Source organism: Fusibacter bizertensis (assembly GCF_029914245.1).
Taxonomy (GTDB): Bacteria; Bacillota; Clostridia; order Peptostreptococcales; family Acidaminobacteraceae; genus Fusibacter_C; species Fusibacter_C bizertensis.
The window spans coordinates 113,114-126,536 of sequence record NZ_JARYZI010000008.1 but is presented as its reverse complement, the minus strand read 5'-3'; the positions used below and the strand labels follow the sequence as shown (position 1 = coordinate 126,536).

The following is a 13,423-nucleotide window of genomic DNA, read 5'->3' as shown; positions in this document are numbered from 1 at the left end:
CACCTCTTATATCTCTCTTCCTAGTACCTTTTCATATACCTGCAGGTATTCCTTTGAAGATTTTTCCCAACTGTTGTCAGCAGCCATGGCTTGCTCCATAAGGGATAACCATATTGCTTTGTCCTTATAATAGCCAAGTGCATCCTTAATGGTAAAAAGTAATTCATGTGCGTTGTAATTTGTAAATCCAAAGCCATTGCCTTCGCCTGTGTATTTGTTGTAAGGGATGACGGTATCTTTAAGCCCGCCAATCTGTCTTACGATAGGGATTGTTCCGTATCTTAGTGCAATCAATTGACTCAGTCCACAGGGTTCAAAAAGAGAAGGCATGAGGAATAGGTCAGCACCAGCGTAGATGGCGTGTGATTCATATTGATCAAAATAGATTCTTGCAGCGAGTTTATGTGGATATCGATATTGGAAATAACGAAACATATTTTCATAATGTTGTTCGCCAGTACCAAGGATTACCAGTTGCACATCCATATCAAGGAGTTCCTCTAAGATATGCTGCATCAAGTCAAGTCCTTTCATATCAGCAAGTCTTGTCACCATAGCAAGCATAGGGATATCTGGATCTACAGGTAAACCAAATTTAACTTGTAAGTGATTTTTGATCTCGCGCTTTCGGTCTACAGTTTGAAAATCGAAATTCACCGGGATGTTAACATCTGTTTCAGGCGAATAGATATCATAATCTATCCCATTGACGATCCCTGTAAGTTTATCTTTGTACTTGTTGATGACACCATCCAAATTTTCTCCGAAATAAGGATAAGTAATTTCATGTGCATAGCTTTTTGAGACTGTAGTCACATGATCGCTAAAGACGATGCCACCTTTTAAAATATTGATGTTTTCATAGAACTTCAAACGCTCTTCGTTGTAATATTCGTAAGGTAAATTGAGTAAATCACCCATGATATAAGGATCAAAGACACCTTGATAACGCAAATTATGGATGGTGAAAACAGTCTTTATACCTTGATAAAAAGGATCTTGTCTGCTGTAATAATCTAGTAGAACATTGATAGAAGCAGCATGCCAGTCGTTGGTATGGATGATGTCGGGTTTTTCTCCTGTCATTTTGATGGCAGCGAGTACGGCTTTACAAAAAAAGATGTAACGCTCTCCGTCATCGCCTTCGCCGTAAAGCGCATGTCTTTTAAAGTAAAATTCGTTGTCGATAAAATAGTAATCCACGCCATCGTAGTTTAAAGTCATCAAACCGACATATTGTGTACGCCATCCCATGTTGACAGTTGTGTAGCCTATGAATTTCATCTGCTCTTTATAAGTCGGTGAGATTTTGATATGAAGTGGCATAAAAACTTTAACGTTTATTTTTTTCGAATTAAGTGCTTTTGGTAGAGAACCTGCAACATCTGCAAGACCACCTGTTTTTGCGAAAGGCGCTGCTTCAGAAGCCACAAAAACGACTTGTGTCATATATCTCCCTCCTTAGAGATCACCGCTTTTTTTCCGCCAATATACGGAAGTGATGGATCTCCAATTAATGTTACACCTTTGTTAATGGTAGTACGCTTATCAAGGATGGTGTAATTTAGGTGCACATTTTCATCAATATGTGTTTTCTGCATCACGATACTGTTTCTGATGATGCATCCTTTTTCAACCTTCACGCCCCTAAAAATAATAGAGTTTTCAACATAGCCATCAATCTGGCAGCCGTTTGCAACAAACGAATTTTTGATCCGTGCATTTTTCTTGTAGTGGGTTGAAGGCTCATCTTTAACTTTTGTAAAAATTTGACCATGCTCAAAGAAAAGTTCATTGGATATTTCTTGATTTAATATGGCCATATTGGCATCAAAATAGTTTCTTAACGTATTGATGCAAGATACATACCCTGTAAATTCAATAGTATGCACCTTATATTTGTTTAAACTGTTGAGAACTGCTTGCTTGAGATAGTTAGCATTACCACGTTCAACTGAATCAAAAAGTAAATCGAAGTATACATTTTTCTTCATGAAATACATTTCGAGAGATAGATCAAAGTTCTCTTCCATACCGAGATTGGTACCTATGCTTTCGAACTCGCCTTTTCCATCAAAATTGATCTTATCACAACCGATAAATCGATTTTTGGGATCTGATACTTTTTTATATATAATGCCGATATCTGCCCCTGTATCCAGAAACTCTTGATAAGCTTCTTTCAGATCGATGTTAGCAATCATGTATGTCTTTGCTAAAAATATATTTTCTTGCTTGGCATTTTTTACAAAAGATTTATTTTGGAAAAACAAGTCTAAATCGCCTACTTTTGCATTGATAGAAGTGTAATCATATGTTGGTGTAAAGAGAAATAAACCATTGATTTTTCTATCTAAATCCCAAGGCTGTCCTGAACCAAGATGGTCCATTACAGAACGCACTTTATTACCGGTGAATACACCGATATTGTTGATTCCACTATTGACCATATTAGAGAGCGTGAAATCTATGACCCTATATCTACCTGCAAACGGCAGCATCGAAGCGGGTCTGTTTTGGCATAGAACGCCGAAAGGGCTATCTACTTCACTTAAGTTAATGATTCCTAAACAATTTTTCATATACACCTCACTCCGTTTCGATTATTTTATTTTTACTAACAAGATAGATGATGTTACTGTCTGGAGAACCAATTACAGTCCCTGCTTTGACGGTTACATCTTCCATGATAACTGCATTATGGATTTCACAATCTTCTTCAATCGTTACACCCGATAAGATAACGGTATTAAAAACTTTGGCTTCCTTTTTTATGAGGATTTCGTTGAAAAGAACACAGCTTTCAAGATGACCTTCAACAGTACAACCTTCATTGATTAAAGAGTTTGTAACGGAAGCACCACATGCGATATATTGTGGTGGTAAATGTTTGTTTTTAGTATAGATTTTCCAATTACTATCATATAAATCGAGCTCATTGTCATCGCTGAGGAGATCCATGTTGGCTTCCCAATAGCTTTTTACAGTACCAACATCTTTCCAATAACCTTCAAATTCATAGGCAAAAGTTTTTTTGCCATCAAGCTTCATTTGAGGGATGATATCTTTACCAAAATCATTGGCTGATCCGGCTTTTTTTTCTTCTGCAACGAGATAAGAACGAAGTGCCTTCCAGTTGAAGATATAGATACCCATTGAGGCGAGGTTTGATTTCGCATGTTTTGGTTTTTCATCAAATTCAGTGATAAAGTTGTTTTCATCGATGTTTAAGATTCCAAAACGGTGTGTTTCATCCCATGGAACACCAACAACTGATATGGTGATATCAGCCTTTTTTTGAATATGAAAGTCCAGCATCTTTGAATAATCCATTTTATAGATATGGTCACCTGAAAGAATCAATACGTATTCAGGATCGAGTTCATCAATAAAGCTTATATTTTCATAGATTGCATTGGCAGTCCCTTTATACCATCTGCCTCCAAGTTCGCTTGTATAAGGTGGCAAAACTCTTACGCCGCCCGAGCGACGGTCTAAATCCCACGCACTTCCGATCCCGATGTGTGAATTTAACTGATAAGGCTTATATTGCGTGAGAATGCCCACGTCAAAGATGTTAGAGTTGGAACAGTTGCTCAGTGGAAAATCGATGATACGATATTTTCCGCCAAAAGGAACAGCAGGTTTTGCAACTTCTTGTGTCAATAGTTTAAGTCGTGAACCTTGTCCGCCAGCTAATAGCATGGCAATCATTTTACCTTCTTTCATTATCATTATCCTCCTTGTACTTTATGAACACGCCACTTAATCCTTGTAACTTAATACGTAGTGTGTAAGGGCGATTAAATGATTTTTCTTTTGTTGCTATATATTCTGTAGCCAAAGATGGTTCTGCGCCTCCAAAGCGTTGGTCACAAGTGTTAAAAAACACTTCATAAGTGCCAGGCTTGTCTACGCCGATTGGATGTGCGTTTCTTGGAACTGGTGTGAAGTTAAATGCTGCTAATACCTTGCAACCGCTTTTATCAATTCTTTCGAAAGAAATAACGCTTTCATCAGAATTGTCTACTTCAATCCAGCTGTAGCCATCATAAGTGGTGTCTAGTTCATAAAAACTAGGATGACTTTTGTAAACAAAATTCAGTTCTTTCATATACAATTGCATACTTTTATGTGAGGTATATTCTAACAAATGCCAATCAAGTGCTTGCCATTCGTTCCACTCTATAAATTGACCAAATTCACTTCCCATAAACAAAAGTTTTTTACCGGGATGTGCATACATATAGGCTAAGAGCAGGCGAAGATTTGCAAATTTCTCGTGATAAGTTCCGGGCATTTTTTCGAGTAGTGACTTCTTGCCATGTACGACTTCATCGTGACTCAGTGGTAAGACAAAGAACTCTGAAAATGCGTAAGTCATGGTAAATGTAAGTGCTCTGTGAAATCCTTTTCGATAAGCAGGGTCTAGTTGCATATATTCTAAGATATCGTTCATCCAACCCATATTCCATTTGTAGTTAAACCCTAATCCACCATCTTCTATTTTTCCAGATACTTTAGGCCAAGAGGTACTTTCTTCAGCCATAAGTAATGCGTCTGGATAAGCGTCTAGAACGACATGATTCATCTTTTTGATAAATTCTATTGCATCGAGATTTTCAAACCCACCATATTTGTTCTTTAAGATCTTACCACCGAAGTTAAGATATAGCATATATGCTACAGCGTCTATACGTATACCATCTACATGGTAATTTTCTAACCAATAAAGTAAATTCGAAATTAAAAATGATTGAACTTCAGGGCGACCGTAGTCGAAGTTGATGGTACCCCATTGATCGTTATGTGCGCGATCATACTCGGGAGATTCAAAGACAGGTCCACCATCAAAATGATATAAACCATGTGCATCTTTGCAGTAATGACAAGGTACCCAATCTAAAATTACGCCTATACCGTTTTGATGACAGGTATCGACAAAGTACATAAAATCCTTTGGTGTGCCATAGCGACTAGTAGGTGCAAAGTAGCCAGTTAATTGATAGCCCCATGAACCATCATAGGGGTGTTCCATGATAGGCATGAGTTCTATATGCGTAAAATTCATTTCTTTTACATATGGGATTAACTCTTGTGCCAAATCGTGATAGGAATACTGTGCACCGTCAGTTTTTTTTCTCCATGAGAGTAAATTGACTTCATAGATGCTCATAGGACTATGGTGATGATCCTTTTCTTTTCTTTGATCGAGCCAACTGTTGTCGTGCCATTGATAACCAGAAATATCATAATATTTTGATGCAGTGTGCGGACGTTCCTCAGCGTGGAAAGCATACGGATCAGCCTTAAACAAAATTTCGTGACTTTGAGTTGTGATTCTGTATTTATAGCGGTCATAGTGATTAACGCCCGGTACACAAATATGCCAAACCCCGCTATCAGAAATGCGCTGAAGCGGATAACCAAAATCGTCCCAATCGTTAAAGTCGCCAACTAAATGAACTTCTTTAGCATTTGGTGCCCATACCACAAACCTGATGGCATCCATGTCAAATTTGTGAATCTTGTGTGCACCAAAAAAATTGTAGCTTTGATAGTTTGTACCTTCATGAAAAAGATGTACATCTAATTCGCCATCATGAAGATAAAAGAAACCCTTTTCGTGGATACTTTCTTTTATATCATTAGTATGCATATACTTATTTCCCCCAATCTGTTTTACTTACATAATATTTATTCCCCAAAAATCACTTAAGTCTCGTTATTTTTGAGAATTTCTAAGTATTTTTGTGTAGCGATTGATAATGGCTTGCCTTTATTGATGAGTATGCCTATATCTATAGAAGGAATTTGTTCTACAATTTGGATTTCAAAAAGTTCCTTCCTATTAATAAGATCTGCTGCGATGCGTTTTGGAACAAAACCAATCCCCATTCCTGCATGTATTGCTTCAAGTACAACGTCAAATGACCCAAACTCAAAAGCAGGCTTCATCTCTAACTCATAACGTTCGTAAAAAGTTTCAAGAATTTTTCGAGTGGTTGATTTTTTTTCGAGGCTCACAAGTGGTTGATCCATCCAGTTGCTAAGGTGATTAAGTGATGGGTCAACAGGCACAGAACTCACGAAGATATGTTCTAGTGTGGTTAATGGGTAGAGCTGCAAATCTTCATAGTCAAAATTTGGCATCACATTGATAATTGCGATATCAAGCTCGCCTTTTTCCAGCTTCTCAATAGACCTTGTTGAGGGGCGATTGTTGATGGATATTCTGACTTTAGGATAGTGCTGATGAAAAGATTTGATTGAATCAATCAAGAAAAGTCGCGTAATAGTATCGCTTGCCCCAATGAATATAGTCCCTTCATCTAAAGACTTAATATTGTGAATTGCATTTTCAGCAGATCTGAAAAAATGATAAGCCTTTTCAACATGTTGAAAAAGGACTTCGCCCTCGTATGTCAAGGTGACATTGCGACCTTGTCTATAAAACAAAGCGATGCCCAGTTGAGATTCTAAAGACTTTATGGCTTGACTCACAGCAGATTGGGTGACGTGTAATGTCGCTGCAGCTTTAGAAAAGTTTAAAGAGTTTGCCGCATAATAAAATATCTTATAAAGCTCAAAATTGACTGCATGATTTGGTACATATCCCATAGTGCCCTCCTGGGTTAATAATTAACCCTGCTGATTGTTATTAAAATTTGAATTAGCTCAGCTAATGTCATTATACCAAGATAAACAATGGAGAAACAAGGAATTATTAGAGAATTCAGAAAAATCATTGGTTAAGGTTAGGTTAAAACGAGATTAAAAATGGTTTAATTAAATTCTAACTAATTTATAGTTAGATATTCATTGAACTCAAATGAATTATGTGTTATGATGTTTACATAGAAACCCATTACCCTTTAAATTGATAGGAGGAACCTATATGAATAACATGAATTTCTTGAACGTACAAACAGGATTAGACGGAAGAGTAATTTTCAAACCATTATCTCAAGAAGAATTAAAATCAAGCAAGCAAACTAAAAGACATAAATAAGAAAAAGCAACTGCGGTTAACTTGGTGGTTAAAAAACTATAATTAACTTGGGGGATAGCATAGTGAGTAAAGAGTTAAGAAACCTATGGCTGACGCTTTGTGGTAAAGGCGTCAGCTCACTTGGTTCAAAATTATTTGGTTTTGCAATGAGTTTTTACATATTAAAACTCACGGGTTCCGCACAAAGTTTTGCAATTTCACTACTTTTAACGACACTTCCAATGGTCATCTTAAGTCCAGTTGTTGGTGGGATTGCAGATAGAATTGATCGAAAAATTTTAGTCGTTGGAGCGGATTTTATCAGTGGTATTGCCATGTTGATCTTCTTCTTCATGATTCCGCAAAGTGGACTATCACTTTTTACGATTTACATGGCAGAACTGATTTTAGCAATTTTATTTGTTTTTTTAAGCAGTGCATTTGGTGCTGCGTATCCCAACATCGTATCAAGAGCTAATTTGACTAAAATCAATGCTTACTCACAAGGACTTGATAGTATATTAGCGATTACTGCACCAATACTTGGTGGAATCGTATATGGCCTTATAGATGTTAAACTGTTCTTTTTAATCAACGCTATATCTTTTCTTTTGTCATCGGTGAGTGAGCTTTTTATTGATTTTCACATGTTTGGCACGGGCGTTCAGAAACAAAAATCTAAAGAACCATTTATTCAGAACTTAAAAGAAGGTTTTCGTTATGTTTCAACTCAAAAAACGTTTATGACCATTGCAATGTATGCACTTGTAATTAACTTCTTTTTATCTGGATTTTCAATTATATTGCCAGTAGATCTAATCAATTACCATGGCATTTCTCCTCAAGTAAATGGCATCGTTCAAGCCGCTTTTCCTATAGGCGCTATAGTGATGTCCATCTATGTAGGCAAGAAAAATATTCAGTTTTCACAGGGACTTTTTAGAAATGCTATGCTTTTATTTAGTATGATGATGTTTTTATTTGCAGTGCCAGTGATGCCTTTTGTGAACCTCCATTTACTTGTACCTTTTTATTATGGTATAACGCTAGTTGGACTTTCAATGGTAGTGATCTTGGTAAATGTACCGCTTCAAGTTCTTTTTCAAGTCACTATAGAAGATGAATACAGAGGACGTGCCATGGGAGTTTTAGGAGCTATGTCACAAGGCGTTATGCCGATAGCCTATCTGTTAACAGGTATGTTGATGGCTTATATCCCTAGCTATGTACTACTTGGATTCGATGCACTTGCGCTCGCAGTGATTGCACTTTCAGTTCAACGTAACTCAAACTTAAAAGAGGTTGCAGTGTCTCAAGGTTAGTGTAATAATATATAAAAGACGCAAGGCGTCTAAAATATAGATTAGCTAAAATGAGGAGAGCATTATGGTTAGAAACATTCGTGTAAAAAGTTTAGATTTTGTGTTCGCAATTCAAAGGTTGGTTGGGATACATGAATTTCGAAAAGAAGTTAAAAAAGTTGGTGTAGAACCTTCTAAAGAAATAGAAGGACTAATTGAAGAACTTTCTACTTCAGTTTCCATGCGAGTGTTTGAAGATTTGAAACTTTTATTTAGAAAATATTATCTCGATGGTATGATTGCCAACATAGCGATCAATAATCCTGATAAAAATCCTCGTGAAATTATACAGCTTGTTAAAGCAGTTGGTCCAGAAGGCTTTTATGATGCCTATATCAAAGAGTATGTAAGACCAAGAGAAACTGGAGAACAAGGTATTAAAGCAAGAATTGATGAATTGATTGAGAACAATACCAGCCAAATTATCATGACTTATAGTCAGCTTAAAAAATTTAAGAATGAAGCGCCTGAGATTTACTATAAATGTGTGGAGACATTAACACATTTTGTAGCATCTTATGAAAAAATAGAGACAAGGGTCAATGCAATCTATGACCGTGAAATTGCAAATTTTGAAGAAGCTATGAAAGATGAGACTAAGTTTAGAAACAGTTATTTGATGATTCAGTTTGAGGGTGAAACCCATTCGCTTTCGGATATAGATGTATGTATGACTGTGCTAGGGGAATACGTGTTGATGTATAAAATTTCAGAAGATCATATGAGCATGAAGATGATTTTGGGTTTTGCTATGCGAAATATTACCTCTGAAAAGGAAGAAACCATCGAACAAGAAGTTTTTAAATGCCTAGGTGATCCTACAAAACTTTTGATGATCCAGATGGCATCAAAAGAACCTGTATGTGCTAAAGATTATGCAGATCGCTTAAAACTTTCAAAAGCAACGATTAGCCACCATATAGGATTGCTACTCGGGCTAAGATTATTGACACTCCACATCCAAAATGGCAAAAAAATGTACTACAGTACCAATGTTGAGCTATTAAGGAGACTGTTTGATAATTTTATAGGTGATTTAGAAGCCAATAACTAGTTTCTAAGTGGGCACATGAATATGCTGTTGTTGTATCTTCTTAAATAGATACTTTTACTCCTTAAACACCCAAAACTTGGGTGTCTTTTTTTGTCGTAAGAATCATAAGCAATGCTAATCTATTCTATTAATAACATTAATTTTATTAATGTCAATTGACATGTTACAATTGAGGTGGAACTAATAGGAGTAAAACAATCAAAAACTGGAGGCGCAAAGTGGTTACGAGAATTTTAGTGGAAAAGAGAAGTGGATTTAATGTTGAAGCAGTAGCTTTAAAAGAAGAAATCATGAGAAATCTTCACATCGAAGGGATCAAAAAACTTAGAATTATCAATTGTTATGATATGGAAGGGGTTTCTGAAGAAGCACTAGATCAAATTATAAATACAATTCTCTCAGAACCAAATGTCGACCATGTTTGCAAAGATGGTTTTGAACTTTCTCAGGATGAACAAGCCTTTAGATATGGACTTTTACCCGGACAATATGACCAGAGAGCGGATTCGGCTGCTCAGTGCATCGAGATTGTTACTCTTCATCAAAGACCAGAAATTCAAACTTCTAGAATTATCGTACTTGAAGGCAATATAGAGATGGAAGCTTTGGAAAACATTAAGAGATTTCTTATCAATCCAGTAGAGGCACATGAAGTTACTTTAGATAGACCAGAGACACTTAAGATGACGGGGTCTGCGCCAGACACAGTGGAAATTATAGCGGGCTTTATAGATTTCGATAAAAAAACACTTGAAGAATTTAGAATGTCAATGGGCTTCGCCATGACCGGAGCGGACCTTGAACATGTACAAAATTACTTTTCACAGGAAAAAAGAAATCCAACGATTACAGAACTTAAAGTTATCGATACTTATTGGTCAGATCACTGTAGACACACAACATTTATGACAGAACTTGAAGACATCAAAATTGAAGAAGATACTTTTACCGCACCTATCAAAGAAGCACTTGAAAGTTATTTTAAGATGAGAGATGATGTGTATGGTGAGACAAATAGACCGCTAAGTTTAATGGATCTTGCGACAATTAACATGAAATCACTTAGAAAAAATGGAAAATTAGATGATTTAGATGTTTCAGATGAAATTAATGCTTGTAGTATTAAGATAGATGTAGATGTAGACGGTAACGACGAACCGTGGCTTTTGATGTTTAAAAATGAAACACATAATCATCCAACAGAGATAGAACCTTATGGTGGTGCAGCGACTTGCTTAGGTGGAGCGATTAGAGACCCCTTGTCAGGAAGAAGCTATGTTTACCAAAGTATGCGCGTTACAGGTGCTGGCAACCCATTTACACCTTTTGAGGATACTTTAGAGGGTAAGTTGCCCCAAAAGGTAATCACTCAAAAAGCAGCAGCTGGTTTTAGTGCATATGGGAATCAAATAGGACTTGCGACGGGTTTAGTATCGGAAGTATACCATGATGGTTTCGTAGCCAAACGCATGGAAGTGGGTGCTGTTATGGGTGCTACACCGTTTATTAACGTTGTAAGAGAAACACCTGTTGCGGGAGATTTGATTGTCTTAATAGGCGGTAGAACAGGAAGAGACGGTGTTGGTGGTGCGACAGGTTCATCAAAGGCACATGATGAAGACAGTTTACTTGATTGTGGTGCAGAAGTACAAAAAGGAAATGCGCCAGAAGAGAGAAAAATTCAGCGTCTTTTTAGAAACCCAGCACTTTCAACTAAAATTAAGAAATGTAATGACTTTGGTGCTGGTGGTGTGTCAGTAGCCATTGGTGAACTTGCTGATAGTTTAACGATAGATTTAGATAAAATTCCGAAAAAATACGAGGGACTTGACGGGACTGAGCTTGCAATTTCAGAATCTCAAGAACGTATGGCTATCGTAATTAATCCTAGTGATTTAGAGTTCGTTACACAGGCATGTGGTGTGGAAAACTTAGAAGCAACTGTAGTGGCTAAAGTATCTGATGATGGTAGATTGGTAATGACATGGCATGGGAAAAACATCCTCGACCTCTCCAGAGCTTTCTTAGATACTAATGGCGTAAGGGCAAAAAACAAAGTTGTGATTCAAGCACCATCTGATAAGGCATCTTTTTTTAAAGTTGAAGAGATCAAAGCATATGATGACTACCTTTTGAGGCAATTATCAAGTCTCAATGTTTGTTCGCAAAAGGGATTGGTGGAACGTTTTGACAATACCATAGGTGCTGGAACGGTGGTTATGCCTTTTGGAGGGCAATATCTTCATACACCGTCACAGGCGATGGTAGCTAAATTACCTGTTATAGGTGGCGAAACCAACACTGTATCATTGATGAGCTATGGCTACCATCCTATGGTTGGTAATTGGTCGCCATTCCACGGTGGTGTATATGCGATTGTTGAATCTTTAGCAAAATTAGTGGCAAGTGGTGGTGATTATAAAAAGGCAAGACTATCACTGCAAGAGTATTTTGAAAAGTTAGGTAGCCATCCTGAAAAGTGGGGAAAACCACTCGCTGCACTTTTGGGTGCGAGTCTTGCACAATCAGCATTTGGTACGGCTGCAATAGGCGGTAAAGATTCAATGTCTGGTACTTTTAAAGACTTAGACGTACCACCAACCCTTATCTCATTTGCAGTGACTTATGGGAAACATCAAGAAATTATTACGCCAGAACTTAAGAAAACAGATTCATATATAGTGCTCTTTGATGCAAAGAGAGATGAGCATGAAATGCCCGATTTTGAAACGCTAAAAACGGCATATGATTCAATTTTAGAGGGGATCAAACGGGGAGAGATTATTTCTGCATATGCAGTTGGAGAAGGTGGTGTTGCCACTGCACTTTCTAAGATGGCCTTTGGTAACAAAATTGGATTTAGCATAGACTCTGATTTAGGTGCAAAGATGTTTGAAGCTAATTTAGGAAGCTTAGTATTAGAAGTTACAGGTTCAAGTGATCAGATAAATTCTCTAAGCGCATCGCAATTTAACTGGATTGGCCGTACAACTACTCAGTTTGAGTTCATCCTTCATGGCTCTAAAGTGGACGGAGATAAAGCACTTGTGAGCTTTATTTCACCAATGGAAAGTGTGTTTCCAACAGTTCACGGAGGTAAAGGAAAAGTAGAAAAAGTAAGTTGTCATGAAAGAATAACGCATAAACCTAAGATTACCACTTTAAAACCGAGGGTATTTATCCCAGTCTTCCCAGGTACAAATTGTGAATATGATACTGCAAGAGCGTTTGAAAAGGCAGGAGCAGAAGTAGACACACTTGTGTTTAGAAATCTCACACCAAAAGATGTAAACGAATCCGTAAAAGCGTTCGCTGAGTCTATCAAAAAAGCACAAATTATTGCACTACCTGGAGGTTTTAGTGCGGGAGATGAACCAGAGGGGTCTGGTAAATTTATAGCTTCAGTCCTTCGTAATCCTGAAATTGCTGAAGCGGTTATGACGCTTCTCAAACAGAGAGATGGTTTGATGCTTGGGATCTGCAATGGCTTTCAAGCGCTTGTAAAACTTGGTTTATTACCTTATGGTGAAATTCGATCACTTCAAGAAGACGCACCAACCCTTACCTTTAACAAAATTGGTAGACATGTTGCGCGAATGGCAAACGTAAGAGTTTCATCAGTTCATTCACCTTGGATGGCAGATGCAAATGTAGGAGAGGTCTATCAAACGGCATTTTCTCATGGAGAAGGTAGATTTTTTGCAAGTGATGAATTGGTACGACAACTCATTAAAAAAGGTCAAATAGCGACACAATATGTAGATGATGAGGGTAATCCAACTTATGATGGACATTTTAACCTCAATGGATCGGTAGAGGCGATAGAAGGAATCTTCTCAGAAGATGGAAGAATATTTGGAAAAATGGGTCATGTTGAGAGAATGGGTAACGGACTTTATAAGAATATCTATGGAGAAAAGGAATTTGATATCTTTAAATCAGGCGTAAAGTACTTTAAGTAAACGTTGAAATTCCAACGACAAAAGACATATTGGTAAAATATGTCTTTTGTTTTTG

General features: G+C 37.2%; 8 protein-coding genes. 3 read left to right on the top strand and 5 right to left on the bottom strand.

From position 1 onward, the window contains the following. Nucleotides 1-6: 6 nt before the first annotated feature. From glgA to QE109_RS12510, 5 genes are read right to left on the bottom strand one after another with little or no spacing between them, the layout of a single operon-like run. The gene (glgA, locus tag QE109_RS12530; protein ID WP_281094875.1) at nt 7-1,449 is read right to left on the bottom strand and encodes a glycogen synthase GlgA; all 1,443 of its coding nucleotides are present in this window, start codon (nt 1,447-1,449) and stop codon (nt 7-9) included. Further along, the gene (gene glgD / locus QE109_RS12525; protein ID WP_281094874.1) at nt 1,446-2,582 is read right to left on the bottom strand and encodes a glucose-1-phosphate adenylyltransferase subunit GlgD; all 1,137 of its coding nucleotides are present in this window, start codon (nt 2,580-2,582) and stop codon (nt 1,446-1,448) included. Before glgD ends, glgA begins: the two co-directional genes overlap by 4 nt. 7 nt (nt 2,583-2,589) lie before the next feature. Further along, complete coding sequence (locus tag QE109_RS12520; protein ID WP_281094873.1) at nt 2,590-3,729, bottom strand: glucose-1-phosphate adenylyltransferase; 1,140 nt, start codon at nt 3,727-3,729, stop codon at nt 2,590-2,592. Beyond that, nucleotides 3,716-5,659 (bottom strand): 1,4-alpha-glucan branching protein GlgB, encoded by a 1,944-nt coding sequence (gene glgB, locus QE109_RS12515; protein WP_281094872.1) that lies wholly within the window; start codon nt 5,657-5,659, stop codon nt 3,716-3,718. Before glgB ends, QE109_RS12520 begins: the two co-directional genes overlap by 14 nt. Nucleotides 5,660-5,715: 56 nt before the next feature. Further along, complete coding sequence (locus QE109_RS12510) at nt 5,716-6,621, bottom strand: LysR family transcriptional regulator (RefSeq protein ID WP_281094871.1); 906 nt, start codon at nt 6,619-6,621, stop codon at nt 5,716-5,718. Nucleotides 6,622-7,074: 453 nt separating this feature from the next. Here QE109_RS12510 and QE109_RS12505 point away from each other — a divergent pair, with 453 nt between their 5' ends. The 3 genes from QE109_RS12505 (at nt 7,075) to QE109_RS12495 (ending at nt 13,368) form a co-directional block, all read left to right on the top strand. Then, a complete protein-coding gene (locus tag QE109_RS12505; protein ID WP_281094870.1) occupies nt 7,075-8,313 on the top strand; it encodes an MFS transporter in 1,239 nt (412 codons plus the stop codon). 64 nt (nt 8,314-8,377) lie between these two features. After that, nucleotides 8,378-9,406 carry an ArsR/SmtB family transcription factor gene (locus tag QE109_RS12500; protein WP_281094869.1) on the top strand — a complete coding sequence of 343 codons (1,029 nt, stop codon included), beginning with the start codon at nt 8,378-8,380 and terminating at the stop codon, nt 9,404-9,406. A 218-nt stretch (nt 9,407-9,624) separates the two neighbouring features. Next, nucleotides 9,625-13,368 carry a phosphoribosylformylglycinamidine synthase gene (locus QE109_RS12495; protein WP_281094868.1) on the top strand — a complete coding sequence of 1,248 codons (3,744 nt, stop codon included), beginning with the start codon at nt 9,625-9,627 and terminating at the stop codon, nt 13,366-13,368. Nucleotides 13,369-13,423: the final 55 nt, after the last annotated feature.

What these genes read in the sequence shown, in the direction of transcription:
- glgA (WP_281094875.1), bottom strand. Translation starts at nt 1,449, where the DNA reads ATGACACAAGTCGTTTTTGTGGCTTCTGAAGCAGCGCCTTTCGCAAAA.
- glgD (WP_281094874.1), bottom strand. Translation starts at nt 2,582, where the DNA reads ATGAAAAATTGTTTAGGAATCATTAACTTAAGTGAAGTAGATAGCCCT.
- QE109_RS12520 (WP_281094873.1), bottom strand. Translation starts at nt 3,729, where the DNA reads ATGAAAGAAGGTAAAATGATTGCCATGCTATTAGCTGGCGGACAAGGT.
- glgB (WP_281094872.1), bottom strand. Translation starts at nt 5,659, where the DNA reads ATGCATACTAATGATATAAAAGAAAGTATCCACGAAAAGGGTTTCTTT.
- QE109_RS12510 (WP_281094871.1), bottom strand. Translation starts at nt 6,621, where the DNA reads ATGGGATATGTACCAAATCATGCAGTCAATTTTGAGCTTTATAAGATA.
- QE109_RS12500 (WP_281094869.1), top strand. Translation starts at nt 8,378, where the DNA reads ATGGTTAGAAACATTCGTGTAAAAAGTTTAGATTTTGTGTTCGCAATT.